The 24,393-nt window shown below is 60.5% G+C and carries 27 protein-coding genes; 7 read left to right on the top strand and 20 right to left on the bottom strand.

Annotated features, from left to right (window positions below):
* The first annotated feature begins 1 nt into the window (after window position 1).
* The 3 genes from ubiA (at window position 2) to LC094_RS19830 (ending at window position 3,311) form a co-directional block, all read left to right on the top strand.
* Window positions 2–967, top strand: a complete 966-nt coding sequence (ubiA, locus tag LC094_RS19840; RefSeq protein ID WP_226554514.1) for a 4-hydroxybenzoate octaprenyltransferase — start codon at window positions 2–4, stop codon at window positions 965–967.
* Between the two features lie 65 nt (window positions 968–1,032).
* On the top strand, window positions 1,033–2,988 hold the full coding sequence (locus LC094_RS19835) for an OmpA family protein (RefSeq protein ID WP_226554513.1): 1,956 nt from the start codon (window positions 1,033–1,035) through the stop codon (window positions 2,986–2,988).
* Window positions 2,985–3,311, top strand: coding sequence for a hypothetical protein (locus tag LC094_RS19830; protein WP_226554512.1), 327 nt, complete (start codon window positions 2,985–2,987; stop codon window positions 3,309–3,311). The genes LC094_RS19835 and LC094_RS19830 overlap by 4 nt, the downstream gene beginning before the upstream one ends.
* A 30-nt stretch (window positions 3,312–3,341) precedes the next feature.
* Here LC094_RS19830 and rpiB read toward each other — a convergent pair whose 3' ends face one another.
* The 10 genes from rpiB to LC094_RS19780 form a co-directional block, all read right to left on the bottom strand.
* Window positions 3,342–3,779, bottom strand: coding sequence for a ribose 5-phosphate isomerase B (gene rpiB, locus LC094_RS19825; protein WP_226554511.1), 438 nt, complete (start codon window positions 3,777–3,779; stop codon window positions 3,342–3,344).
* Between the two features lie 41 nt (window positions 3,780–3,820).
* Window positions 3,821–4,258, bottom strand: a complete 438-nt coding sequence (locus LC094_RS19820) for a molybdenum cofactor biosynthesis protein MoaE (protein WP_226554510.1) — start codon at window positions 4,256–4,258, stop codon at window positions 3,821–3,823.
* 12 nt (window positions 4,259–4,270) lie between these two features.
* Window positions 4,271–4,522, bottom strand: coding sequence for a molybdopterin converting factor subunit 1 (gene moaD / locus LC094_RS19815; RefSeq protein WP_226554509.1), 252 nt, complete (start codon window positions 4,520–4,522; stop codon window positions 4,271–4,273).
* Window positions 4,512–5,078 (bottom strand): CDP-diacylglycerol--glycerol-3-phosphate 3-phosphatidyltransferase, encoded by a 567-nt coding sequence (pgsA, locus tag LC094_RS19810; RefSeq protein ID WP_226554508.1) that lies wholly within the window; start codon window positions 5,076–5,078, stop codon window positions 4,512–4,514. Before pgsA ends, moaD begins: the two co-directional genes overlap by 11 nt.
* A gap of 18 nt (window positions 5,079–5,096) precedes the next feature.
* Window positions 5,097–6,950 carry an excinuclease ABC subunit UvrC gene (uvrC, locus tag LC094_RS19805; RefSeq protein ID WP_226554712.1) on the bottom strand — a complete coding sequence of 618 codons (1,854 nt, stop codon included), beginning with the start codon at window positions 6,948–6,950 and terminating at the stop codon, window positions 5,097–5,099.
* Between the two features lie 357 nt (window positions 6,951–7,307).
* Window positions 7,308–8,096 (bottom strand): SDR family oxidoreductase, encoded by a 789-nt coding sequence (locus LC094_RS19800; RefSeq protein ID WP_404815062.1) that lies wholly within the window; start codon window positions 8,094–8,096, stop codon window positions 7,308–7,310.
* Between the two features lie 7 nt (window positions 8,097–8,103).
* Window positions 8,104–9,048, bottom strand: coding sequence for a calcium/sodium antiporter (locus tag LC094_RS19795; RefSeq protein WP_226554506.1), 945 nt, complete (start codon window positions 9,046–9,048; stop codon window positions 8,104–8,106).
* On the bottom strand, window positions 9,048–9,215 hold the full coding sequence (locus LC094_RS19790) for a hypothetical protein (RefSeq protein ID WP_167602755.1): 168 nt from the start codon (window positions 9,213–9,215) through the stop codon (window positions 9,048–9,050). Before LC094_RS19790 ends, LC094_RS19795 begins: the two co-directional genes overlap by 1 nt.
* A gap of 4 nt (window positions 9,216–9,219) precedes the next feature.
* Window positions 9,220–10,014, bottom strand: a complete 795-nt coding sequence (locus LC094_RS19785; RefSeq protein ID WP_226554505.1) for a S49 family peptidase — start codon at window positions 10,012–10,014, stop codon at window positions 9,220–9,222.
* 88 nt (window positions 10,015–10,102) lie between these two features.
* Entirely contained in the window at window positions 10,103–11,239 is a 1,137-nt protein-coding gene (locus tag LC094_RS19780; RefSeq protein WP_226554504.1) for a zinc ABC transporter substrate-binding protein, read from the bottom strand.
* Window positions 11,240–11,378: 139 nt separating this feature from the next.
* On the opposite strand from LC094_RS19780, the gene LC094_RS19775 reads away from it, so the two are divergent.
* Genes LC094_RS19775 through LC094_RS19765 form a run of 3 tightly spaced genes read left to right on the top strand, consistent with a single transcriptional unit; the run spans window position 11,379 to window position 13,443 of the window.
* Window positions 11,379–11,879 (top strand): Fur family transcriptional regulator, encoded by a 501-nt coding sequence (locus LC094_RS19775; protein WP_226554503.1) that lies wholly within the window; start codon window positions 11,379–11,381, stop codon window positions 11,877–11,879.
* Window positions 11,876–12,643: an ATP-binding cassette domain-containing protein gene (locus tag LC094_RS19770; protein ID WP_226554502.1), complete on the top strand. Its 768-nt coding sequence runs from the start codon at window positions 11,876–11,878 to the stop codon at window positions 12,641–12,643. The genes LC094_RS19775 and LC094_RS19770 overlap by 4 nt, the downstream gene beginning before the upstream one ends.
* A complete protein-coding gene (locus LC094_RS19765) occupies window positions 12,640–13,443 on the top strand; it encodes a metal ABC transporter permease (protein ID WP_226554501.1) in 804 nt (267 codons plus the stop codon). Before LC094_RS19770 ends, LC094_RS19765 begins: the two co-directional genes overlap by 4 nt.
* Here the strand turns inward: LC094_RS19765 and LC094_RS19760 are convergent.
* The 10 genes from LC094_RS19760 to LC094_RS19715 all read right to left on the bottom strand — a co-directional run bounded on the left by LC094_RS19760 (window position 13,431) and on the right by LC094_RS19715 (window position 23,158).
* On the bottom strand, window positions 13,431–14,894 hold the full coding sequence (locus LC094_RS19760; RefSeq protein ID WP_226554500.1) for a mannitol dehydrogenase family protein: 1,464 nt from the start codon (window positions 14,892–14,894) through the stop codon (window positions 13,431–13,433). The genes LC094_RS19765 and LC094_RS19760 overlap by 13 nt on opposite strands.
* 26 nt (window positions 14,895–14,920) lie before the next feature.
* On the bottom strand, window positions 14,921–15,706 hold the full coding sequence (locus LC094_RS19755) for an L-iditol 2-dehydrogenase (RefSeq protein WP_226554499.1): 786 nt from the start codon (window positions 15,704–15,706) through the stop codon (window positions 14,921–14,923).
* Window positions 15,703–16,707, bottom strand: a complete 1,005-nt coding sequence (locus LC094_RS19750; protein WP_226554498.1) for an ABC transporter ATP-binding protein — start codon at window positions 16,705–16,707, stop codon at window positions 15,703–15,705. The genes LC094_RS19755 and LC094_RS19750 overlap by 4 nt, the downstream gene beginning before the upstream one ends.
* Window positions 16,708–16,726: 19 nt before the next feature.
* Window positions 16,727–17,557, bottom strand: coding sequence for a carbohydrate ABC transporter permease (locus tag LC094_RS19745; protein ID WP_096805960.1), 831 nt, complete (start codon window positions 17,555–17,557; stop codon window positions 16,727–16,729).
* 12 nt (window positions 17,558–17,569) lie between these two features.
* The gene (locus LC094_RS19740; protein WP_066702406.1) at window positions 17,570–18,442 is read right to left on the bottom strand and encodes a carbohydrate ABC transporter permease; all 873 of its coding nucleotides are present in this window, start codon (window positions 18,440–18,442) and stop codon (window positions 17,570–17,572) included.
* A 72-nt stretch (window positions 18,443–18,514) separates the two neighbouring features.
* Window positions 18,515–19,825: an ABC transporter substrate-binding protein gene (locus LC094_RS19735; RefSeq protein WP_226554497.1), complete on the bottom strand. Its 1,311-nt coding sequence runs from the start codon at window positions 19,823–19,825 to the stop codon at window positions 18,515–18,517.
* Window positions 19,826–19,944: 119 nt separating this feature from the next.
* Entirely contained in the window at window positions 19,945–20,916 is a 972-nt protein-coding gene (locus LC094_RS19730; RefSeq protein WP_226554496.1) for a sugar-binding transcriptional regulator, read from the bottom strand.
* Complete coding sequence (locus tag LC094_RS19725) at window positions 20,913–21,590, bottom strand: HAD family hydrolase (protein WP_226554495.1); 678 nt, start codon at window positions 21,588–21,590, stop codon at window positions 20,913–20,915. Before LC094_RS19725 ends, LC094_RS19730 begins: the two co-directional genes overlap by 4 nt.
* Before the next feature lie 51 nt (window positions 21,591–21,641).
* Window positions 21,642–22,475: a GNAT family N-acetyltransferase gene (locus LC094_RS19720; RefSeq protein ID WP_264186602.1), complete on the bottom strand. Its 834-nt coding sequence runs from the start codon at window positions 22,473–22,475 to the stop codon at window positions 21,642–21,644.
* Entirely contained in the window at window positions 22,472–23,158 is a 687-nt protein-coding gene (locus LC094_RS19715; protein ID WP_226554494.1) for a GntR family transcriptional regulator, read from the bottom strand. Before LC094_RS19715 ends, LC094_RS19720 begins: the two co-directional genes overlap by 4 nt.
* Window positions 23,159–23,408: 250 nt before the next feature.
* Between LC094_RS19715 and LC094_RS19710 the strand changes: the two genes are divergently transcribed.
* A complete protein-coding gene (locus tag LC094_RS19710; protein WP_226554493.1) occupies window positions 23,409–24,383 on the top strand; it encodes an ABC transporter ATP-binding protein in 975 nt (324 codons plus the stop codon).
* Window positions 24,384–24,393: the final 10 nt, after the last annotated feature.

Genomic DNA, 24,393 nt, shown 5'->3' with positions numbered 1-24,393 from the left:
TATGACCGATGAGCAGCCAACACCAGAGATGAACGGACAAGTGGCCGATGCGGTGAAGGGCAATTGGGTGGACCGGCTTGCGCCCCACGCCACGCGTCCCTACCTGCGGCTGTCGCGGGCGGATCGGCCCGTGGGCACGTGGTTGTTGCTCATTCCCTGCTGGTGGGGCGCGCTTTTGGCCTCGGCCGAGGTCGGCACGCTGAGCCTGCGCACGGTCTGGATCATCGTCGGCTGCGCTCTGGGCGCTTGGTTGATGCGCGGTGCGGGTTGCACATGGAATGACATCACCGACCGGGATTTCGACGACAAGGTGGAGCGCACCAAAAGCCGCCCGATTCCTTCGGGGCAGGTCACGGTCAAACAGGCCGCCACTTGGATGATCGTGCAAAGCCTCATTGCCTGTCTGATCCTTTTGACCTTCGGCAAGCTCGCGATCCTCTTGGGCGTCATCTCTCTTTTGCCCGTCGCGATCTATCCTTTCGCCAAGCGATTCACGTGGTGGCCGCAGGTATTCCTCGGCATCGCCTTCAACTGGGGGGCACTCTTGGCCTATGCCGCTGTCGCGGGCAAACTCACCACCGCGCCTGTGTTTCTCTATCTCGCGGGCATTGCCTGGACGATCTTTTACGACACGATCTATGCGCACCAAGACAAGGAAGACGATGCCCTCATCGGCGTGAAATCCACCGCGCGCCGCTTTGGCGATGAGACCCCGCGCTGGCTCAAACGGTTTCTCGTGATCACCGTGGTGCTCATGGCCGCAGGCATCATCGAGGCGCTGGCAGACCGTTCGGTTTTGGTGCTCGTCGTGGGGCTTGGCGCGCCCTGGGCGATGGGGCTGCACATGACTTGGCAGATGGCGCGGCTCGACACCGAAGACCCGGATCGCTGCCTCTATCTGTTCCGCGCGAACCGTGACACAGGGCTCTTGGCTGCGCTGTTTCTTGCCATCGCGGTCTTCCTTTGATTGCAGCAATCCGCCGAACCCCCTAAGACAAAGGCCAAAGTCACAAACAGGCGTCTTGTTCCCTGATGCGCATTTCAGAATTCCTACCCGTCTTCGCCGCCCTCATCGCGGGCCTCATCCTAAGCCTCGGGGCCGCCGCCATCGGGGCCACCGTGATCGAGACCACCTCGACCAAAGCCGTGGACAACCAATTGGCGATGCGTGGCTATGATTGGGTGGATGTCGAAGGCGACGGGTTACAAATCGTGCTCACCGGCACCGCGCCGGACGAACAGACGCAACTGGCGGCCCAGCGCGCAGCCGGCCATGTGGTCGATCCCTCCCGCGTGATCAACGTGATGAACGTCGTGCAACAAGAGGCCATCCCCGCGCCGCGGTTTTCCATCGAGATCCTGCGCAACGACAGTGGCATTTCTCTGATCGGTCTGGTGCCCAGCGGTTGGGATCGCGAAGGTTTCATCGAGGCCCTGAAACGCGCGAGCGGCACAGGTTCTGTCGCCGATCTTCTGGAACAGGCGGATTATCCGGTGCCCGAAAACTGGGGCGACGCCACCGAATTCGGCCGCACCGCAATCGGTCTTTTGCCGCGCTCGAAAATCTCCATCGCCGCCGATGGGATCACGCTCACGGCTCTGGCCGACAGCAAGGATCAAAAGATCACGTTTGAGCGCGCCCTGATCCGCGCCCTGCCCGACACGCTTCCGGTGGCCATCGACGTGGCCGCCCCCCGTCCCGTGATCACGCCATTCACCGTGCGCTTTATCATCGACGCAAACGGCCCGCGCTTTGACGCCTGTGTCGCCGAAACGCCGTCGGGTCACGCCCGCATTCTGGCCGCTGCGAAAGCCGCAGGCATCGAAAATCCGACCTGTACCATCGGCCTCGGTTCGCCGACATCACAATGGGCGTCGGCCGTCGAAACCGGCATGCGCGCGCTTCAGGATCTGGGCCAAGGCAGCATCACCTATTCCGACGGCGACGTCAGCCTGATCGCCGCAGAGGGCACCGCCACGTCGCTCTTCGACAGGGTCGTGGGCGAGCTGGAGGCTGACTTGCCCGCCACCTTCACCCTTCACAGCAGCCTGCCGCAGGCGGAAACCGAGGCCGAAGAAGAAGCCCGCCCCGAGTTCATCGTCATCCGCTCCCCCGAGGGCCAGACGCAACTCCGTGGCCGCATCGCCGACGAGCGCAGTCAGGCCGCGACAGAAGCGCTGGCCAAAGCCGCCTTCGGCAGCGCCTCGGTCTATTCCGCGATGCGTGTTGACGACAGCCTGCCCGAGGGCTGGTCCCTGCGCGCCATGGCCGCCATCGAGGCGCTGGCCGAACTGAACCGAGGCTCCGCGACCATGACCGAGGACCTCGTGACCGTACGCGGCGAGACCGGCAACGAAAACGCCCGCGCCGAGATCGCGAGTCTTTTGTCTGCGAAACTGGGCGACGGCGAACAATTCACCATCGACGTCACATACGTGCGGAAACTCGATCCGGTGCTGAACCTGCCGACACCGCAGGAATGCGTGGCGCGCGCCAACCAGCGGATCGCGGCGAGCAAAATCGTGTTTGATCCCGGCTCGACCGAGCTGAACGATGCGGCCAATGAGACCCTCGACCAGATCGCCGAGGCGCTCAAAGATTGCGAAGACGTCGAAATGGAGATCGGCGCCCACAGCGACAGCCAAGGTGGCGAGGAGATGAACCTCAACCTCTCGACCCAACGCGCCAATTCCGTGCTCGACGGGCTTCTGATGCGCCGTGTGGCCGGCGTGCGCTTTACCGCGCAGGGCTATGGCGAAGGCCAACCCATCGCGGACAATGGCACCGAAGAGGGGCGCGAGGCGAACCGTCGGATCGAATTTAAATTGCTGAACGCGGAAGAGCCAGAAACGGCAACACCGCAAGACGAGGCGCAACAGGAAACGTCTGAGGAACCGCAGGGGGAAAATGCGGCGCCTGAGGCCGAGGATGCGACGACAGAGGGTGCGGATGCCGCGCCTGAGGACGACGGGGAAACCGAAGAATGAACAGAACCGAATTGATCATCGCGACTGCGGTCGTGCTTTTCATCGCCTTTTTGCTGGGCTGGTTTGCGCATTGGCTGATCCACCGCTTTGTGCGTGTGGGTCAGGGCGAGATGAACGATCTCGACACGATGGCGCAGCAATTGCACGAGGCAGAGGAACAGCGCGATCAGGCGATCCACTATTATCAGCAACGCGAATCCGAGCTGACCACTCAGGCCAATCAAACCGATGCGGAACTGCGCGCCGCGATGGAAGGTCTGCGGGAGGCGCGTCACGAAGCCGAAGAGCTGCGCGCCTATATCGAACGGCAAAACGCGGGGTAATTCCCCCGCGTTTTCTCTTTTGGGCGTGACTTAGTCCGCTTCGATCATGTCCACGCGCGTGGCGTGACGGCCGCCTTCGAATTCGGCGGAGAGATAAGCATCCACGATGTCGAGTGCGAGGCCCTCGCCCACCACACGCGCGCCGATGGACAGCATATTGGCGTTGTTGTGCATCCGGATCATCCGGGCGGAGAAACTGTCAGAACAGACACCGCAACGGATGCCTTTGACCTTATTGGCGGCCATCATGATGCCTTGGCCGGTGCCACAGAGGATGATGCCCAGATCGCAATCGCCAGAGGCGACAAGCTCCGCCGCCGCCTGACCGTGTTTCGGGTAATGCGTGCTCTCCGGCGTGGTCGGGCCGATGTCGACGGCCTCATAGCCCAGCTCGGTGATATGTTTGGCAATCGCCTGACGCAGCTCGATGGCGGCATGGTCGCTTGAAAGCGCGATACGTTTGGTCATGGTTGGTTTCTCGGTCGTTGTCTTGGTTAAAATCTGCGGGTTCACCAGCGGTTCAATGCCTCTTCATCGGCGTCTTTCGCGGCGACCCAATCGGCGCCCTCGCGCGTCACTTCTTTTTTCCAAAAAGGCGCACGGGATTTCAGGTAATCCATGAGATATTCGGCCGCCTCAAAGGCCTCGACCCGGTGGCGGGCGGCGGTGGCGACCATCATGATCTGATCGCCGGGGCGGAGCTGGCCGTAGCGATGGATCACGAGGCAATCGGTGAGCGACCAGCGCGTGGCGGCCTCTTCCGCAATCGTGGTGATCGCCGCCTCACACATGCCGGGATAATGCTCTATCTCCATGTGCTCCAGCATGCCGGTGTCATCGCGCACCAGCCCGGTGAAGCTGACGGTCGCCCCTGTGTTGGGCGCTTTGCCAAAGCCTTTGAGCACTTGGGCAAGGTCGAAATCCTCGGACTGGACGGAAATCTTCATGTCAGCCACCCGTCACCCGCCCGTCATCGGCGGAAAGAACGCCACCTCGCGCACGCCTGCCAGGGACGCATCGAAGTCGGTCAATTCCTGATCCAGCGCCACACGCAGGGATTTGAGATCGGAAAATGCCAGATCATAGCGCGGCTCGCGGGCTTTCAACTCCTCGACCAGACCCATCACCGTCGCGGCCTCGGTCTCCACCGTTTCACGCGGCTCCCCGATGCGCTCGCGCACCCATGCGAAATAGAGCACCTCAATCTTCATGATGATCTCGCAGGTATGGCATGGCCTTGGTCAGATAGTCCCAGCCGGTGATCACGGTCAAAATCCCGGCGATCCAGAAGATCATGAGACCCAGCGTAAAGAGCAGCGCCATAGCGGTTGCCCCATAGGCAAAGAGCACGGCGATGGCGACCATCTGAGCCGTGGTTTTCCATTTGGCGAGTTTCGTGACTTTCAAAGTCCCGGCAGTATCGCCCAAGAATTCCCGCAGGCCAGACACAAAGGTCTCGCGCAGCAAAATGAAAGCGGCTGGAATGACGATCAGAGCATTCGCGCCATGCAACATGGTCAGAACCGCAATCGCCGTGACCACCATCGCCTTGTCGGCGATCGGGTCCAACATGGCGCCGAATTTTGACATCTGGTCCCATTTGCGCGCCAGATAGCCGTCGAGAAAATCGGTGATCGAGGCGGAGGCGAACAGGATCAGCGCGGCCCAATCGGCGACGGGGCGCGGCAGGATCAGAAAAACGAGCGCCACCCCCGGCGCGCAAAGCAGCCGGAAGACGGTGAGGATATTGGGCAGGTTCCATGTCATGGCTCTCTCCTTACCCCGTCATCCGTTTTCATGGAAGAAGTCGTAGATGGTCTGGGCCACTTTCTCTGAAATTCCGTCCACGGCCTTAAGATCGGCGAGGTTCGCGCCCGACACCGCCTTGGCCGAGCCGAAATGCGCCAAAAGCGCCCGTTTACGGGTCGCGCCAACACCCGGCACCTCGTCGAGCCGCGTAAGCCCCATGGCTTTCGAACGCTTCGCCCTATGGGTGCCGATGGCAAAACGGTGCGCCTCGTCGCGCATCCGCTGGATGAAATAGAGCACCGGATCGTTGCGCCGAAGCGCCATGACGCGGTGGCCGATGCGGTGGAATTCTTCCTTGCCCTGATCGCGGTCGATGCCCTTGGCGACGCCGATCATCGGCACATCTGTGACCCCCTGTTCGACCATAATCTCATGCACGGCAGAGACCTGCCCCGCGCCGCCGTCGATCAACAGAAGATCGGGCCAGAGACCTTTGGAACGATCCGGGTCGTCTTTCAAAAGGCGTTTAAATCGCCGCGTCAGCACCTCTTTCATCATGCCAAAGTCATCGCCCGGCGTGATGTCGTCACCGCGAATGTCGTATTTGCGGTAGTGGTTCTTCATGAAACCTTCCGGCCCCGCGACGATCATCGCGCCAACCGCATGCGCACCCTGAATATGAGAGTTGTCGTAGACCTCGATGCGCGCGGGCACCTGCGGCAGGTCGAAAGCCTCTTTGAGCCCTTCGAGCAGTTTCTCCTGCGCCGCCCCCTCGGACATTTTCCGACCGAGACTTTCGCGGGCATTGCGCAGCGCAGAGGCGACAAGCTCCTGTTTCTCGCCACGTTGCGGGACGAGGATTTCGATTTTCTTGCCCGCTTTTTCCGACAGCGCTTCGGCCATCAGCTCGCGCTCTTCGATGTCATGCGACAGGATCAACTGACGCGGCGGATCGCGTTTCTCATAGAACTGGCCGATGAAACCGGCCAAGACCTCTTCGGCCTCCGCCCCGTTGGTTTTCGGATAGAAATCCTTATTGCCCCAGTTCTGATGCGCACGGATGAAGAAGACCTGAACACAGGCCTGCCCGCCCTCCATATGCAAACCAATCACATCGCCCTCGCCCACCGTGCGCGGGTTGATGCCTTGGGCGGTCTGCACATTGGTGAGCGCCCGGATCCGGTCGCGCAGCCCCGCCGCCTTTTCGAACTCCATGGCGTCGGAGGCCTCTTGCATGTCATGCGCCAGTTTTTCCTGAAGCCCAGAGTGCCGCCCCTGCAAGAACCGCTCCGCCTCATTCACCAGCTCGGCGTAATCCTCTTTCGAGATTTTGCCGACACAAGGCCCGGTGCAGCGCTTGATCTGATATTGCAGACAGGGCCGCGTGCGAGACTCAAAGTCCACATCCGAACAGTTCCGCAGCAGAAACACCTTTTGCAACTGGTTCAGCGTGCGATTGACCGAGGAGGCCGAGGCGAAGGGGCCGTAATAGGACCCTTTGCGCTTGCGCGCACCGCGGTGTTTGGTGATCTGCGGGAACTCATGATCATGGGTGACGAGAATGTTCGGAAACGACTTATCGTCTCGCAACAACACGTTGTAGCGCGGCTTGAGCTGTTTGATCAGGTTTTGCTCTAAGAGAAGCGCCTCGGTTTCCGTCCGCGTGGTCAGGAACATCATCTGCGAGGTCTCGGAAATCATCTTGGCGATCCGCGCCGAATGGCCATGCGGACGCGCATAGTTCGAGACCCGGTTCTTCAGGTTCTTCGCCTTGCCGACATAGAGCACGTTATGTTCGGGATCGAGCATGCGATACACGCCCGGCGAGCCGTCGAGCTGTTTGACATAGGCGTCGATCACCTTGTGACCGCGCGGGATGTCTTTGCTCATCTCCGGACTCACCTCTGTGCTCTCCAAAGCGCTTTCTTTTGGGGTCGTCTCTTCGCTCATCTGCCTGTCTCTGATTCCCGTCTCTGGCTGCAATCTTATCGCACTGGGGGCAAGAGGAAACTCATCCACGATTCCTGTGGATAACCCTGCCGATAAGTTTTCGTGAACCGCGATTTTCCCTTGTTTCCATGCGCTTTCGTGAGTTTGCCCAAAAAACAGTCACATTTTTAAGCTATTGATTTTAAAATAAATATTTTCAAGACCCTCGCAAATCATTGAAATGATTTACATTTTAGTAACGGAATTGAAACAAATCGGCCCAAGGTGCAAAACTTTTCGCAACAGCCTGCCGCTGGGTCACTCTGCGACATCCACATCGGGCGTTTCCCAGGCCAGGTGTTGACCGCTATCAGGGCAGATCAATTGCCCAGTCACAGCGCTTGCACCCAACAGATACCGCAGTGCCGCACAGATGTCCTCGGGGTCCACGCCACGTTGCAAAAGCGTGGCCCTTTGCTGGGTGGCAAAGGCCTCATCCGACTGGCGCGCGCCCTGTAGGGTCGGCCCCGGCCCGATGCCATTCACACGCACCTTCGGCGCCAATGCCTGTGCCGCCGTTTGGGTCAGCGCCCAGAGCGCGGATTTAGCCAGAGTGTAGCTCATGAACTGCGGCGTCAGCTTGCGCACCCGCTGGTCGATCATATTGACCACAAGGCCCTGCGCCACGGGTCGCCCACGCGCGTCCGCTACCGGCTCGGGCGCCTGCGCTGCGAAGGCTTGCAGCAACACAAAGGGCGCGCGCAGGTTGCTTTCCATATGCCGATCCCAGCTTTGACGGGTCACGTCCGGCAGGCTGTCCTGTTCGAAAATCGAGGCATTATTCACCAAAAGCGTCAAAGGCCCGCCCAAGGCATCGACCGCACGCGGGACCAGCGTTTCAACCTGTGCCTCATCCAAAAGATCGGCTTGTAAAACAGAGGCCTTGCGCCCCATGCCGCGCAGTTCCGCAACCAGCGCCCCTGCGGCCTCCGTCGAACGGTTGCAATGCACCGCGACATCGAACCCGTCCTCCGCCAAGGCCAAAACCATAGCCCGGCCAAGCCGATGCGCCGCCCCGGTCACAAGCGCTCTTTTGTCCCGCAAAATCCTCTCCTCAGCTCAGAACAGCCAAAACGTAGAGGACATATAGGGCGGAAAGGACGATCCCCCAAAGACGGGTGATGTCGATGCGTTTGAGCACGAACACACCGAGGATCATCGAAGATACGAGCATCACCCAGATGTCGAAATCCATCAGCTCGGCATCGACCGGAAGCGTCCCGACAAGGCTCGACACCCCGATGATGCCCAAAAGGTTGAACATGTTCGAGCCGATGACGTTGCCAAAGGCCACATCAGCTTGTTTGCGGAGCGCCGCCATCACCGTGGTCGCAAGCTCCGGCAAGGAGGTGCCAAGGGCCACAAGCGTCAGGCCGATCACGGTTTCAGACACGCCGAAAGCCCGCGCGATATTGGTCGAGGCATCGACGAGAAGATCCGCCCCCAAAGGCAGGCCGATGAGACCGGCAACGAGAAAACCGATGATCTTTGTCCAAGGCATATCCGGATCGGCGCCTTCGACCTCTTCTTCCTCGACATCGCGCTGCGCCACGCGGTGACAACGGGCCTGATAGATCGCATGGCCGATCATCGAGAACAGCGCGACCAAAAGCACAATCCCGGCGATCCAGTCGAATTGACCACGCATCGCCAAAAGAATGAAAAGCACCGTCGCGCCGATCATCTGAAGGTAGGAGGCGCGGGTGGAATTGTCGATCACATGCAGCGTCGAAATCAGTGCAGGAATGCCCAGCACAAGCAAGACATTGGCGGTGTTCGAGCCGATCACATTGCCCAGCGCCAGCCCCGGCACACCATCGAAAATCGCCGAGACGGAGACCAGAAGTTCCGGCGCGGAGGTGCCAAAGGCCACAACGGTCAATGAGACGATCAGCGCCGGAATGCCAAGTCGCAGAGACAGGTTCACGGCGCCACGCACCAACATGTCGCCCGCCACGAGCAAAAGCACCAAACCGGCGACCGCGTAAATGAAATCCATCAGGGTTTGCCCTTTTCACAGGCGCATGCGCCCTTGCCTATCTTGTAACGCCCGCAGCGGGGGCATTTCATGTCTTTGAGTTTTTGCTGTCCAGGAAAGCGCAGCCGTCCGAAGATGGCCAAAACCATCATGAAGATCAGGAAAACGCTGATAACCTTGAACATCATGGCGTCAGAGCCCGAACCTGGCCCAAAGCGCCTGTTCTTCGACCTGCGCCGTCAGACCGGAGGCCAGTTCAGTCCCGAAGCGGCGCAGCAGGGGACGTTTCGGCCCGAACACCGTCAAACGCACCTTATCGCCGTACATCTCTTTCATCTTCGGCACGAGATGGCCGAGACCATCCGCAAGGCCCAGTTCGACCCCCTTCGCCCCGGTCCAGAACGCGCCATCGAAAAGCTCGACCTCTTTCGAGAGCCGTTTGGCGCGGGACGTGGTGACGTGCTGGATAAAGGCCTCATGGATTTCTTCCTGAAGCCCTTTGATCCGCGCCACATCTTCGGGATTTTCCGGGCGGAACGGGTCCATCTGGCTTTTCGATTTACCAGAAGTATAGACCCGACGTTCGATCCCGTGCTTGGCGATCAGCTGATCAAAGCCAAAGCCCGCCGAAATCACCCCGATCGAGCCGACGATAGAGCTTGTATCGACGAAAATCTTATCGGCGGCACAGGCCAGCCAATAGCCCCCCGAGGCCGCGACATCCTCGACAAAGGCATAGACGGGCAGTTCTTTTTCCGCCGCCAGCCGCGAAATCCGCGCCGCGATCAAAGACGACTGCACCGGCGAGCCGCCCGGAGAATTGATCGACAGCGCCACCGCCGTGGGCTTGCCCTTGCGAAAGGCGCGCTCGATTGCGGGCGCAAGGCTTTGGTCGTTCAAACCGCCCTGACGGGTCATGATCGCGCCATTCAGACGCACGACATTGACCCTTGGCGGGCCATTGCGGAAAGGGATGCGAAGTTTCATGTCCTTGGATGTAAAGTGCGCCCCCCGGACAAACAAGGGCGCGAGACAAAGCCCCGCGCCCTTTTTTTCACCTTTTTCTCAGATCAGATCAGTCTTCGGCACAGGCCGTGAAGGCCCCCGCCAGAGAGTCCATCAGATCGCCATAGAACCCGGCCCCCGGCGTCAGGTCGACGCCCAGCGGGTCGATGACCGCGCTTTTGGCTTCGGTGCCGTCCAGCACGGTGTTGACAAGACCCGCGTTGAATTGCGGCTCGGAGAACACACAGGTGATGCCGATCTCTTTCACCTTGTCCTGAATTTCACGAATGCGCGCGGGGCTCGGCGCGCTGGCGTCGCTGATCGAGATCGAACCTGCCGCCGACAGACCGAAACGGTTTTCGAAATAGTTATAAGCATCGTGGAAGACGATGAAATTCATCTCGGAGAGCGGCGCCATCTCTGACTGAATCTCCGCGATTTTCACGTCCAGCGCCTCTTGGGCGGCGGCGGCATTGGCGCGGTAGGTTTCCGCGTTTTCCGCATCGAGCGCGGCAAGCTCTTCCGCGATGACACCCAACCAGACCCGGCCGTTCATCGGGTCGAGCCAAGCGTGACCATCAGTGCCCTCATGAGCGTGATCATGGTCGTCGTGACCATCGTGATCATCATGCCCTTCGTCTTCATGCGCGTGATCGTCGTGGTCGTGATCGTGGTCGTCGTGATCCTCCGCCTCATGCGCATGATCGTCGTGGTCATCATGCGCCTCTTCTTCATGCCCATGATCGTCGTGGTCGTCGTGATCATGATCGTCATGCGCCTCAGCCTCATCATGATCGTGATCATGCTCATCCTCGCCATGCACATGACGCTCAAAGGTCGCGCCTTCACGGACCTCCAACACGGTCGCCCCCTCGACATTCGCGAGCGGCACGGACAGCGTCTGATCGCCGATCTCGTCGATCACCTCATCGAGCCAGGGTTCGATCTTCGGGCCGGTCCAGAACACGACATCCGCCTGTTGCACCGCGCGCGCATCGGAAGGGCGCAGAGCATAGCCATGCGGCGAGGCGCCCTGCGGCATCAAGACGGAAGGCTCGCCCAGATCGCCCATCACCTGCATGACCAGAGAGTGAATCGGCGCCATGTCGGTCACGACATTCGGGACCTCGGCCTGCGCGGCGGTGACGTGTGCGAAATGTGCGCCCGCGAGAACAGGAACAAAGAAAAGGGAGGAACGTAGGGACATTCTGGCCTCAGGATTTGGTGTGTTATGTTATTACGTGACGGGCTTGATATATCACAGGTGATAACATATCAAGTCCTCCTGTCACGAGTCTCCTCAAAGACCCACCCCCGCGCCTCGCGCCCTTACGGAGCACAGCCCTATGGACCCGAACCCGATCGGATTTCAAAAGCACGATCACAGCCATTGCGTCGCCGATGCCGTCGCCGAGGCGGATCGGACCTGCCAAAAGGCCGGGCTGCAACTGACGCCTGTGCGCAAACGTGCCTTGGAAATCCTGCTCGAAGAACACCGTGCTTTGGGCGCCTATGACGTGCTGGCCCGCTTGGCCGAAGACGGGTTCGGCAGCCAGCCACCGGTGGCCTACCGCGCCCTCGACTTTCTGACAAAGAACGGCTTTGCCCATAAGATCGAGCGGCTGAACGCCTTTATCGCCTGCGCGCACCCGGGCGACATTCACACCCCGGCGTTTCTGATCTGCACCACCTGCGATGCGGTGGCCGAGGCGGAAACCGATCCCTCGCACAGCCTGTTGAACCAGATCGCCGACACCACGGGCTTTCGCATCAGCCGCGCGGTGCTCGAGGCCGAGGGCACCTGCCCCAATTGCCTCGCGAACGATCAGGCGAAAGACCCGAAATGAGCCTCGTTTCCGTAGACACGATCAGCCTGCATCTCGGCGGACGTCAGGTGCTGGATCAGGTCTCGCTCGACATCGAGCCCGGCGAGATCGTCACCATCGTCGGTCCGAACGGCTCCGGCAAATCGACGCTCTTGCGGGTCATCATCGGGGCGCTTTCGCCCAAGATCGGCAAGATCACCCGCAAAAAAGGCCTCAAGATCGGCTATGTGCCGCAAAAGCTGCATATCGATCCGACCCTGCCGCTGACCGTGCGCCGGTTCCTGTCGCTGCCGAAGCGCGTGAGCGATGATGCCGCCCATGCCGCGCTTCATGACGCGGGCGCGGGGCATCTTTGCCATCATCAGATGACCGCGCTCTCGGGCGGGCAATTTCAACGCGTGCTTTTGGCGCGCGCGCTTTTGACCAATCCCGATCTGTTGATTTTGGATGAAGCGACCCAAGGCCTCGACCAACCCGGCTCAGCCGATTTCTACAGCCAGATCGAGCGGCTGCGCCGCGAAAAAGGCTGTGCCGTGCTCATGGTCTCGCATGAGCTCCATGTCGTGATGGCGGCCTCGGATCGCGTGATCTGTCTCAACGGTCATGTCTGTTGCCACGGCGCGCCGGAACATGTCGCCTCCGCGCCAGAATACCGCGCGCTCTTTGGCACCGGCACCCATGGCGCGCTGGCGCTTTATCGCCACGACCATGACCACGATGCCTGCGATCATGATCACACCTCGGATCACCACCATCACGACACAGCACATAAGGAAAGCGCATGAGCCTTTTGGATGATTTCATCGTCCGCGCGGTCTTGGCCGGGCTGGGCCTCGTTCTGGCCGCCGCCCCTCTGGGCTGTTTCGTCGTCTGGCGGCGCATGGCCTATTTCGGCGACGCCACGGCGCATGCGGCCTTGTTGGGCGTGGCTCTGGCACTGGCTTTCAACATCTCGATTTTCGCCGGTGTTCTGAGCATCGCCCTGATCATGGCCGTGACCGTCTCCGCACTCTCGGGTCGGGGCTTTGCCATGGACACGATCCTCGGCGTCATGGCGCACAGTTCGCTGGCCTTCGGCCTCGTCGCCGTCTCCTTTGTGCCGGGCGTTCGGGTCGATCTCATGGCCTATCTCTTTGGCGACATCCTCGCCGTCGGGCGCAGCGATCTTTTGGTGATCTGGCTTGGCGCGGCTTTGGTCGTCGGGCTGTTGTATTGGCGCTGGTCGGCACTTTTGACCGCGACGCTGAACCCCGATTTGGCCTATGCCTCCGGCATCTCGCCCAAGCGCGAACAGATGATCCTGTCGCTCGCCTTGGCCCTCGTCGTCGCGGTCGCCATCAAAGTGGTCGGCACGCTGTTGATCGCCGCGATGCTGTTGATCCCGGCCGCAAGTGCGCGCACCTTCTCGCGCACGCCCGAGCGCATGGCCGCCATCGCGATGGTGATCGGCGTGCTCTCCGTCCTGGGCGGCATTCAAAGTGCATTCACCTTTGACACGCCGACCGGCCCGACCATCGTTTGCGTTGCTGCTCTGTTGTTCGTGGCGGCCAATTTGGTGCGGCTTCTGCGCGCTCAGGTCAAATAAGAGCTGAGCGCCGCCTCCACACCCTCGCGGTAGATCATCGAAAGCCAGCGCGCGAAAGCCTCCGCAAACTGCGGCTCCTCCGCCAGATCGCCATAGATGTGACGCATGGAAAGCCAAGCTTTCGGGTCGATTTTGGCCTTGGCCGCCAGCGCCGTCAGATCCGACCAGAACGGATCATTGGGCGCAATCTCGGTCCCATCTTCGCGTGCCCCCAAACAATAGCGCGCCCAAAGCGCAGAGCTAAGCGCAAGCCCCTCCGGCGCAATCCCCCCTGCGAGACAGGCGTGGATCGACGGCACAAGAAAGCCCGGCTGCCGCGACGAGCCGTCAAAGGCCACACGGCGCGTCGTGTCGATGATCTTCGGATTGGAAAACCGTTCTTTGATCAACGTGACATAGGTCTCTGGCGTAAACTCCGGCACCGGCGCGATATGGGGCATGATTTCCTCGCGCTCGACTTTTTCGAACAAAGCGCCGATCAGAGGATGCGTCATACAGCCGGAAATCGTCGCAACGGAAAGCAATTCGCCGACCGCGGCAATCACCTGATGCCCGCCGTTGAGAATACGAATTTTCATCGTCTCGTAAGAGTGCACATCCTCGGAGAACACCGCGCCCGCCTTGTCCCAATCGGGACGGCCCGCGCAGAAATTATCCTCGATCACCCATTGCCGGAAATTCTCATGCGTGACGGGCACAGAGTCCTCGATGCCGAAGTCTTGCACCAACTCCAACTCCTGCGGCCCGGTCGCGGGCACGATGCAATCGACCATGGCGTTGGGGAAGCTGCACTCGGCCTCGATCCACTCCGCCAGATCGGGATCGGACAGCTTGGCGAGCGAGACCACCGTCTGACGCAACACCTCGCCGTTGCCCTGTAGATTGTCGCAGGACTGCCCCGTGAAAGGCCCGACCCCACGTTCCCGGCGCAGCTTTAGCGCCGCGACAATCGCACCAAAAGCCGTGCGCGGGCGCCACGGGTTTTCGGCGTCATGGACAATATCCGGATGCGTGGCGTCAAACCCTTTGGTCGCCGGATCGATGTAATAGCCGCCCTCTGTGACAGTAAGCGCGACGATGCGAATGTCGGGCTGCGCCATGCGTTCGATCAGGGCGCCATTGCCCTCTTCGACCGGCACATAGTCGATCATCGCGCCCACGACCTCCGCCGAAGACCCCGCAGGGTCCAGCTCGATCAGTGTGGTCAGATACTCCTGCGCCACAAATTTCTGGCGCATCTCCTCATCATAGGGCCGCACACCGGCGCCTACGATGGCCCAATCCTGCGCCAGCCCCATCTGCATCAGACGGTGCAGATACCAGGATTGATGCGCGCGATGGAAATTGCCGAGACCGATATGAACGATGCCCGGCGTGAGCGCGCTTCGGTCATACTCCGGGCGTTTGATCGCGTCAGGCAGGGTTTTCAAAGTGGCATTCGAGAGTTTCATCTTCTTGTCCTTCTCATCTCATCCGCTCAACTCATCCACTGGCCGCCATCGACGTTATACGTCTGCGCCACGATGTAATCGGCCTCGGGCGTGGCAAGGAACACGGCCATGCCGGTCAGGTCCTCCGCCCGGCCCATGCGCCCGAAAGGCACGGCCTCGCCGACTTCTTTTTTCTTTTGTCCCAAGGGCTTGTTTTCATATTTGGCAAAGAACGCATCGACCCCATCCCAATGTTCGCCCTCCACCACGCCGGGCGCGATGGCGTTAACGTTGATGCCGTGAGAGATGAGGTTCAGCCCCGCCGATTGGGTCAGGCTGATGACCGCCGCTTTGGTCGCGCAATAGACCGCCACCAGAGGCTCGCCGCGCCGCCCGGCCTGCGAGGCCATGTTGATGATCTTGCCTCCCTGCCCGCGCGCGATCATGTGTTTCGCGACCGCCTGCATCATGAAGAGCGGACCGGAAACGTTGATCGCAAAGGCGCGGTCATAGTCGTCGCGGGTGATCTCGACGAGGGGGGCTGCGGTAAAGATCGCGGCGTTGTTGATCAGGATGTCGATGCCGCCGAGTCGCTCCGCAGTCTCTGACACAGCGCGATCAATGCTGGCTTGATCCGTCACATCAAGCTCGACCGCGATCGCCGCCGCGCCGATCTCGGTCGCGGCCAGACGCGCGCGCTCGATGTCGATGTCGGCGATGGCCACGCGCGCCCCTTCGGCGACATAGGCCTTGGCAAAGGCCAGCCCGATGCCGCGCGCCGCCCCCGTGATGAGCGCAGTTTTACCCGACAGTTTCCCGACAAGCCGCGTCATGCGATCCTAAGCCCCTCGGCGTCAAACCGATGCAGATTGGCCTCATTCGGCGTCAACCAAACGGTGTCGCCATAGGACAAAGACACTTCGCCGGAGGCCCGCACAGTCAGAGGCTCGACCTGACCCTCGACAGTCACGTGAAAGAAGGTGTCAGAGCCCAAATGTTCGGACACGCCAATCTCGCCCTTCCACGCGCCGCCCTCGGTCGAAATCGCAAGGTGTTCGGGCCGGATGCCGATGGTGGTGGCATTATGTTTGGCCGCCTCAGCTCCGGTGATCAGGTTCATTTTCGGCGAGCCGATGAAGCCCGCGACGAAGACATTGCGGGGACGATTGTAGAGCTCCAAGGGCGAGCCGACCTGTTCAATATTGCCCGCACGCAGAACGACGATTTTGTCGGCCATGGTCATGGCCTCGACCTGATCGTGGGTCACATAGATCATCGTCGTGGCGAGGCGTTTGTGCAGCTCGGAGATTTCCAACCGCATCCCCACCCGCAGCGCCGCATCGAGGTTCGAGAGCGGTTCATCGAAGAGAAACGCCGCCGGTTCGCGCACGATGGCGCGACCTATGGCGACCCGCTGACGCTGGCCGCCCGAGAGCTGCCCCGGCTTGCGGTCAAGGTAATCGGTGAGATTGAGCGCCTTGGCCGCTCCCTCGATCCGGCGCTCCTGTTCGTCCTGCGGCAGACCCGCCATTTTCATCGGAAAGGCGATGTTTTTGCGAACGGACATATGGGGATAGAGCGCGTAAGATTGGAACACCATCGCCAGACCGCGCTTGGCGGGCGGCAGGTTGGTGGCGTCTTCGCGGTCGATACGGATCTGGCCGCCGGAGACATCTTCGAGCCCCGCGATCAGCCGCAGCAAAGTGGATTTCCCGCAGCCCGACGGGCCAACGAAGACCACGAATTCGCCATCCTCGATGGTCAGATCCAGCGGCGGAATGACTTCGATATCTCCGAAGGCCTTGCGCACTTTATCAAGTGTGATGCGTCCCATGTCGAAGGTCCTTTTCTTATTATTTCACAGCGCCGAAGGTCAGGCCCCGGACGAGTTGTTTCTGGCTGAACCAGCCCATGATCAGGATCGGCGCGATGGCCATGGTGGAGGCGGCGGACAGCTTCGCGTAGAACAGGCCCTCGGGGCTTGAGTAACTGGCAATGAAGGCCGTCAGCGGCGCCGCTTTCGCAGCGGTCAGGTTGAGGGTCCAGAACGCTTCGTTCCACGCGAGGATGATGTTCAACAGCACCGTCGAAGCCATGCCGGGGATCGCCATCGGCGTCAGCACATGGATGATTTCAGAGCGCAAACTGGCGCCATCCATCCGCGCGGCTTCGAGAATTTCGCCGGGGATTTCCTTGAAATAGGTGTAGAGCATCCAGACGATGATCGGCAGGTTGATGAGCGTCAGAACGATCACCAGACCGATGCGGGTGTCCAAAAGACCAAGGTCGCGGAACAACAGATAGATCGGGACCAACACGCCGACGGGCGGCAGCATCTTGGTCGAGAGCATCCACATCAAAACGTCCTTGGTGCGCTTGGCGGGGACGAAGGCCATCGACCATGCGGCGGGCACCGCGATGATCAGACCCAAAAGCGTCGAGCCCCCGGAGATGATCACCGAGTTCATGAAGTGCCGGAAATAATTCGAGCGCTCCTGCACCGTGGCGTAATTGTCCAGCGTCCAATGGAAATTGAACCACACCGGCGGATCAGCAATGGCGGCGGCCTCGGTCTTGAACGAGGTCAGGATGGTCCAGAGGATCGGGAAAAAGATCGCGATGCCGATGGCCCAGGCGAAGACGGTGGTGATGAGTTTGCGCCGGGTCGAAACGGAACGTGCCATGGGATCGCCTCCTTACGCGTCGAGGTTCTTGCCGATCATCCGCATCAGGAAGATCGCAACGATATTGGCGAGGATGATGGCGACGACGCCACCGGCGGACCCACCGCCCACATCGAATTGCAGCAGAGACTGCATGTAGATGAGGTAGGTGAGGTTCGTGGACGCCGTGCCCGGACCGCCGTTGGTGGTCACGAGGATCTCGGCGAAAACCGACAAGAGGAAAATCGTCTGAATCAGGATCACTACGGTGATCGCGCGGGCCAGATGCGGCAGCATGATGTACCAAAACCGCTTGATCCACGGCGCACCATCCATTTCGGCCGCCTCGAGTTGTTCCTGATCGAGCGACTGCAAAGCGGTCAGCAGGATCAGCGTCGCAAAGGGCAGCCATTGCCAGCTCACAATGCCGATGATCGAGGCCAGCGGCGCCGAGGACAGAAAGTCAAAGGGCTGCAATCCAAGCGCCTTGGCGGCATGGGCGAAGAGGCCGTTCACCGGATTCATGAACATGTTCTTCCACACCAGCGCCGAGACGGTTGGCATGACAAAGAACGGCGCGATGACCAGAATGCGCACGATGCCCTGACCGAAAAACGGTTGATCGAGCAAAAGCGCCAAAAGGATGCCGCCGATCACAGTGACCACGAGCACACCAACCACCAGCGCGATCGTGTTCCAAAGCGCGGCAAAGAACGCAGGGTCCGTGAGGAAAAAGCGATAGTTGGTGAGCCCGGTGAATTCCTCCATCCCCGGCATCAACAGGTTGTAGCGCAAGAATGAGAAATAGAGCGTCATCGACAGCGGGATCAGCATCCAGCCCAAAAGCAAAAGAACAGCGGGCGAGATCATGAGCCGCGCGCTCATGCGAGAATGTTTCGTGGCCATGTGATGTGCCTCGGCGATCAGAGGGAAAAATGCGGGCCGGAACTGGGGGAACCGGCCCGCGAGGAGGACGGTTTACTTGATGTATCCGGCCTTCATCATCTCACGCTCGGTGAGTTTCTGGGCGTTGTCCAAAGCCTGTTCGGCGCTCATCTGACCGGCCAGAGCCGCAGAGAATTGCTGACCGACAGCGGTGCCGATGCCCTGAAATTCCGGGATCGCGACGAATTGCACGCCCACATAAGGCACCTCATCCACAGTCGGATTCTTCGGGTCCGCGGACAGGATGGACTCGAGCGTCATCTTCGCGAAAGGCACGCTCTGATACTCCGGGTTCTCGTAAAGCGACTGACGCGTGCCCGGCGGTACATTGGCCCAGCCTTCTTTGGACGCGACGAGCTCGGTGTAGTCTTTCGACGTCGCCCATTCGACAAAGGCCTTCGCCGCATCGACTTTCTGCGTGCCCGCCGGAATGCCGAGGTTCCACGCCCAAAGCCAGTTGCCACGCGGGCCAAGACCATTGTCCGGCGCCTGCGCGAAACCGACGCTGTCGGCCACTTGGCTGTCATTCGGGTTGGTCACGAAAGAGGCCGCGACGGTGGCGTCGATCCACATACCGCATTTGCCGGTCTGGAACAGCGCGAGGTTCTCGTTGAACCCGTTGCCCGACGCGCCCGGAGGACCGTAATTGTTCATCAACTCAAGATAGTCGTTGAGCGTGTTGGCCCAGGCCTCGCTATCGAACTGCGGCTTCCAATCCATGTCGAACCATTTCGCGCCATAGGAGTTGGCCATCGCCGAGAGGAACGCCATGTTCTCGCCCCAGCCTGCCTTGCCGCGCAGGCAGATGCCGTAGACTTCGTTGTCCTTGTCGGTCATCGCGGCGGCGGCCTCTTTGATAAAGGCCCAGGTCGGTGCGTCCGGCATCTCAAGTCCGGCTTTTTCCATCAGGTCGGTGCGATACATCACCATCGAGCTTTCGCCATAGAACGGCGCGGCATAAAGCTCGCCGTCGACGGTCAGACCGTCGCGGATCGCAGGCAACAGATCGTCGACATCATAGCTCTCCGGCAGATCGTTCAGCGACACAAGCCAGCCACGCTCACCCCAGATCGGCACCTCATAGGTCCCAATGGTCATGACGTCGAACTGGCCGCCTTTGGTGGCCACGTCCTGCGTCACTCGCTGGCGCAGCACGTTCTCCTCCAACGTGACCCACTCCACCTCGATGTCGGGATGTTTGGCATAAAAATCATCCATCAGACCCTGCATGCGGATCATGTCGCCGTTGTTGACGGTGGCGACCGTGATGGTCTCGGAAGTGGCCCCTGTCGCCAATGCAGCAAGAGCACACGCCCCCATGAGGGCGCGGAAAGTCGTGTTCATGATATCCTCCCATTAGATTTGAGCATTTGCCCATATCATGAACTAATGCTCACCTATGTGCGCATTTCTGTCAAGACGCTTTTCCAAAACGCCCATGATGTCATCTGTTCTGGAAAATCTTATTGGGAAATCAAGTCCCTGGCAGTGCGCTCATCGGTGAAAACACCGGCCAACAACCCTCCGCCCAGAGCCGCACGCAGCGCCGGAAGCTTGGAGTCGCCCGCCGCGACACAGTAAACCGGCATCTCCTGCACCGGCACTTGCACCCCGACCATGCGGTGATTCACCGGGTGATCGAGGTAGCGACCAGCGCCGTCGAAAATATGCCCGCAAATCTCGCCAACACCCCCTGCGGCCCGCAGATCGGTGAGCTCCTCAGCGGTCAGAAACCCGTCCACATAAAGCGGCGCGTCATCGCCCATCTGTCCGATGCCGACGATGGCGAGATCGGCCGATTTCGCCAAGGCACGCGAGGCCTTCACATGCGGCAGGGACCGATAAAGCACCAGCTCCGCATCATCGCGCGCCGAGACCGGGGCGGACATCGGGTAATGCTTGGCGCGGGTCTTTTCCGCAAAGCGCATGATGACTTCGTAAAACGAGGCAGAGCCGTCCGGCGCGACATTGCCAATGAGCGACACCAGCTTGTGATGCGCGCCATCGACGGTGCGCAGATGTTCGACCACGGTCTTGAGCGTCCGACCGGTGCCCAGCGCAAAGGTTTTTGACTGCGTGTCCTCGAAGAACCGTTCCAACACCGGCGCAACAAAGGGCGCCAGCCCGATCAACGGATCGGCCCCCGTCCCGATCCCCGGCGAGACCCAGGCCGCCTCCAACCCAAACCGGTCCTTGAGATCACGCTCCAACTCCAGACAGCGCGCAATCGGATGGTCAATCCGCACCCGGATCAACCCCTCGGCAGAGGCGCGCGCGACAAGCCGCTGTGCGCGTTGACGGGAAATGCCCAGCTCCTGCGCGATCTGGTCCTGCGTCATCCCGCCGACAAAGGACAGCCACGCTGCACGGGCCGCCAAATCGCGCGGCGAGACATCGCTGTCCTCGACACAGCCTTGCACATTTCCTTTGGTCATGACCCGGATATTCCCCCGCAAAGATGCGATGCAGAATGAAAGAAATCCGCGAATGATGCAAACATGCGATGCGGCTCCGCCCCGTTTGACCCGCTCAAATCAAGCCCGCGCAGGTGGCTTCCGCCGGTGAAACGCCAGACGGTCATGCCCGCCGCCAATCCCGCCTGCACCCCCGCAAGCGAGTCCTCAATGACGAGGCAACGGCTTGGAGGGACACGGTTTCTCTCAGCCGCCAAAAGGAAAAGATCAGGGGCAGGTTTGCCGCGCGAGACCTCAGAGGCGGTGGTGCATCGCCCCTCGAAAAGATCGCTGAAGCCCACGATGCGCAACGAATCCGCCAGACGCGGCGGGCTTGAACTTGTGGCCAGAGCATAGGGTACGGAGAGCCTTGTGATCACCTCACGCACGCCTTGGATGGGGCGCAACTCTTGTTGAAAGGCCGCGATCAGACGCGCGCGATAGGCGGCTTCGAATCCCTCCGGCAAGGTCAGGCCGAACTCTTCGCGGATCTGTTGCATCACGACCGGATAGCTGCGCCCAAGGAAATGCCGCGCCACATACTCCGCGTCGATCTCGACCCCAAAGCCGGCCAATTCGTCGATCAACATGCGCGCGGAAATCACCTCGCTGTCGATCAGAACGCCGTCACAATCGAAGATCACCAGATCGAACATCGCCCCTCCGTCACGCTGGTTGCTGCGCGCCTTATGGCAGAGCGAATACCATCAGCCAAGCTCAAGCGTCGCCACACCGAACAGTGTTTCGGGATGGCCCGGCTGTGGCGGCGTGCCGCGATACATGCGGGCGGTCTCAAAAGTGGCCTGCCAGCCGAGCGACACGAGGCGATTGCAAAACGCACCCTGCACGCTCGGCACGTCCAGAATGGCGCGGGTCTGGCCCAGCGCCCGTGCCACAGTGGACATCAGCGCCAAAGCCGCCTCGGCATCAGGTGCAATCAGAGGTCCGATCTTGCAGCCCTCACGACAGAGCCGCGCGGTGGCAAAACCGACCGGACCGTCAGGCCCGTCCAACACCACGGTGCGGCGGGTCTCCGTGTCGAAAAGCCAGGAGGACAGAAACCGAGGACGCAGAAAGCCATTGGCCAAAAGATCGAGCTGACCGAGATCGGCGGCCTCACGCGGACCAAGCCCCCGCAGGCCCTCGCAGGTCACCTCTGGCACAGGCCCCTCAAAGCGAAGGGTGGCGCCGGTTTTCTCAAAGCCGGATTTGGCATAATTTGCCTGCTGCTCCGTCACGCCATCAAGGCCCACGGTGCGCGCTCCTGCGTGCTCAAGCGCGTGACTCCAAAGCTTGAGACCAATGCCCCGTCCGCGATATTTCGGCTTGCAGATGTAAAGCCCCAGAAAGGCAAAGCCCGGCGAATGGTTCACGACAGAAATCGCCGCCGCCAAGCCGCTTTTCTTTTCCGCGACAAAGAAGCCGTCCTGATCGGCACATGCGAAGGCGTCTGCATCCTCAAGCCCCGGGTTCCACCCCTCTTCGGCGGCCCAGTCGAGCATCGTCGCAACCTCTGCGGGGCTTGCGCCGCGCAGGATCAATTGAGCGCCTCTTTCAGGGATTTCGGCACAGACGGCTGATCGCGCAGATCGAGCGAGGTCAAAAGGTCCAGAAGGTGATGTTTCATCAATTCCTCTGCGGCAGCGCCATCCCGGCGGGCCAGCGCCTTGATCAGTGCATCATGGGCATGGCTTTCACAAAGCGCCGTGCGCCGTTGCCAATAGAGCGCGATGATCAGCGACGAGCGCGACACCAGCTGGGCGATGAAGTCGGCGACAGTGGATTGATCGGCGATGCGGGCGATCTCGACATGGAACATGCCGGACAGGTGCAATGCGCGGCCCGTGTCGCCGGCGTGCAGCGCGGCATGTTCTTCGTCGATATGCTTTTGCAGAATTTTGATGTCTTCGGGCGTGGCGCGTTCAGCCGCAGATTTCGCGGTGCGGGGCTCCAACAGAGACCGTGCCTCGAAAACTTCGCGCGCTTCTTTGACGGAAGGTTGCGCGACAAAGGCACCGCGATTGCGTTTCAACTCGACCAGACGGTCATGGGCCAGTTCCTGCAACGCGGCGCGCACCACGGTGCGGCTCACGCCGTAAATCTCACCGACCTCGTCCTCGCTCAGCTTCATGCCCGGCGACAGGCGATGTTCGTGGATGGCTATGGCAAGGCTCTCCGCGACCCTTGCGCTCCCGCTTTCCCTCTGATCCGCCTGACCCTGCATGTTTTTATCCTTCACACTCGACCGTTGTCCTAGTTTCCGCCCTCGCTTCCGATTCTCAAGTCTGGAAGGGAAATAATATTGTTTACGTCATTGTATACGATTTTAGCGCATAATTAATGCACTCTTATGTACGAAGCGCACAAACAGCAGGCATTTTATGCCCAGCGGCGCTGCAACTGCGAAAAAAACTTCGGCTCAGACAAAAACCGGACAAGCGTAAACCCATCGAAACGCAAGCAGCAGGTGAGATATGCGCTCTGGTAAAGACCTGGAACTCGTGGCACTGACCAAGCGCTATGGCGACACCACCGCCGTGGACGCGATCAATTACGTCTTTAGGAATGGCACCTATGTGTGCCTCTTGGGCCCGTCGGGCTGTGGCAAATCCACGACGCTCCGGATGATCGCCGGACATGAAAGCGTCACCGACGGCTCGATCCTCTTGGACGGGTTCGACATTTCGCATCTGCCGCCCGCCAAACGCGGCACGGCGATGATGTTTCAAAGCTACGCCCTCTTCCCGCACCTTAACGTGCGCGACAATGTGGCGTTTTCCTTGCGCATGAAAGGTGTCGACAAGGCGGAGCGCCACAAAGCGGCGGGCGAGATGCTTGAGCTGGTGCATATGACCGATTACGCCGACCGCCTTCCGGCACAACTCTCCGGCGGCCAACAACAGCGTGTGGCTCTGGCCCGCGCTCTGGTGACGAAGCCCCGCGTCCTGTTGCTCGATGAACCGCTCTCCGCGCTCGATCCGTTTTTGCGCATCAAGGTGCGTGCGGAGCTGAAACGCATTCAACGCGAGTTGGGCATCACCTTCCTGCACGTGACCCACGGTCAGGACGAGGCCTTGGCTTTGGCTGACGAGATCGTGGTGATGAACAATTCCGTCATCGAACAGGCCGGTCCGGCGCGCGATGTGTGGAACACGCCGAAAACCGAATTTGTCGCGCGGTTCATGGGCGGTCACAATGTGATCTCTCTGGATGGCGCCAAGGTCGCGCTGCGCGCCGATGAGGTAAAGCTTGGCGACACAGGTCTGCCCGCCACCGTCACCTCCGTCGAATATCAGGGCGCCCATGTGGCGATGACCTCGATGACGGAAGCGGGCGAAGAGGTGCTGGCCCTCGTGCCCGAAAGCACCTTCTTTTCCAATCCGAAAAATCCGGGCGATGCGGTGAGCCTCGCTTGGGACGAGGGGCGGCTACACCGCCTCCAAGCCTGATAAAAACCAC

The organism is Celeribacter naphthalenivorans, assembly GCF_020524585.1.
Classification (GTDB): Bacteria; Pseudomonadota; Alphaproteobacteria; order Rhodobacterales; family Rhodobacteraceae; genus Celeribacter; species Celeribacter naphthalenivorans.
The sequence above is the reverse complement of the archived record's forward strand: the minus strand, read 5'-3'. Positions and strand labels throughout refer to the sequence as shown.

Coding starts and splice junctions, on each gene's coding strand:
- ubiA (WP_226554514.1), top strand. CDS start 2: ATGACCGATGAGCAGCCAACACCAGAGATGAACGGACAAGTGGCCGAT.
- LC094_RS19835 (WP_226554513.1), top strand. CDS start 1,033: ATGCGCATTTCAGAATTCCTACCCGTCTTCGCCGCCCTCATCGCGGGC.
- LC094_RS19830 (WP_226554512.1), top strand. CDS start 2,985: ATGAACAGAACCGAATTGATCATCGCGACTGCGGTCGTGCTTTTCATC.
- rpiB (WP_226554511.1), bottom strand. CDS start 3,779: ATGACCAAACGTATCGCGCTTTCAAGCGACCATGCCGCCATCGAGCTG.
- LC094_RS19820 (WP_226554510.1), bottom strand. CDS start 4,258: ATGAAGATTTCCGTCCAGTCCGAGGATTTCGACCTTGCCCAAGTGCTC.
- moaD (WP_226554509.1), bottom strand. CDS start 4,522: ATGAAGATTGAGGTGCTCTATTTCGCATGGGTGCGCGAGCGCATCGGG.
- pgsA (WP_226554508.1), bottom strand. CDS start 5,078: ATGACATGGAACCTGCCCAATATCCTCACCGTCTTCCGGCTGCTTTGC.
- uvrC (WP_226554712.1), bottom strand. CDS start 6,950: ATGAGCAAAGACATCCCGCGCGGTCACAAGGTGATCGACGCCTATGTC.
- LC094_RS19795 (WP_226554506.1), bottom strand. CDS start 9,048: ATGGATTTCATTTACGCGGTCGCCGGTTTGGTGCTTTTGCTCGTGGCG.
- LC094_RS19790 (WP_167602755.1), bottom strand. CDS start 9,215: ATGATGTTCAAGGTTATCAGCGTTTTCCTGATCTTCATGATGGTTTTG.
- LC094_RS19785 (WP_226554505.1), bottom strand. CDS start 10,014: ATGAAACTTCGCATCCCTTTCCGCAATGGCCCGCCAAGGGTCAATGTC.
- LC094_RS19780 (WP_226554504.1), bottom strand. CDS start 11,239: ATGTCCCTACGTTCCTCCCTTTTCTTTGTTCCTGTTCTCGCGGGCGCA.
- LC094_RS19775 (WP_226554503.1), top strand. CDS start 11,379: ATGGACCCGAACCCGATCGGATTTCAAAAGCACGATCACAGCCATTGC.
- LC094_RS19770 (WP_226554502.1), top strand. CDS start 11,876: ATGAGCCTCGTTTCCGTAGACACGATCAGCCTGCATCTCGGCGGACGT.
- LC094_RS19765 (WP_226554501.1), top strand. CDS start 12,640: ATGAGCCTTTTGGATGATTTCATCGTCCGCGCGGTCTTGGCCGGGCTG.
- LC094_RS19760 (WP_226554500.1), bottom strand. CDS start 14,894: ATGAAACTCTCGAATGCCACTTTGAAAACCCTGCCTGACGCGATCAAA.
- LC094_RS19755 (WP_226554499.1), bottom strand. CDS start 15,706: ATGACGCGGCTTGTCGGGAAACTGTCGGGTAAAACTGCGCTCATCACG.
- LC094_RS19750 (WP_226554498.1), bottom strand. CDS start 16,707: ATGGGACGCATCACACTTGATAAAGTGCGCAAGGCCTTCGGAGATATC.
- LC094_RS19745 (WP_096805960.1), bottom strand. CDS start 17,557: ATGGCACGTTCCGTTTCGACCCGGCGCAAACTCATCACCACCGTCTTC.
- LC094_RS19740 (WP_066702406.1), bottom strand. CDS start 18,442: ATGGCCACGAAACATTCTCGCATGAGCGCGCGGCTCATGATCTCGCCC.
- LC094_RS19735 (WP_226554497.1), bottom strand. CDS start 19,825: ATGAACACGACTTTCCGCGCCCTCATGGGGGCGTGTGCTCTTGCTGCA.
- LC094_RS19730 (WP_226554496.1), bottom strand. CDS start 20,916: ATGACCAAAGGAAATGTGCAAGGCTGTGTCGAGGACAGCGATGTCTCG.
- LC094_RS19725 (WP_226554495.1), bottom strand. CDS start 21,590: ATGTTCGATCTGGTGATCTTCGATTGTGACGGCGTTCTGATCGACAGC.
- LC094_RS19715 (WP_226554494.1), bottom strand. CDS start 23,158: ATGCAGGGTCAGGCGGATCAGAGGGAAAGCGGGAGCGCAAGGGTCGCG.
- LC094_RS19710 (WP_226554493.1), top strand. CDS start 23,409: ATGCGCTCTGGTAAAGACCTGGAACTCGTGGCACTGACCAAGCGCTAT.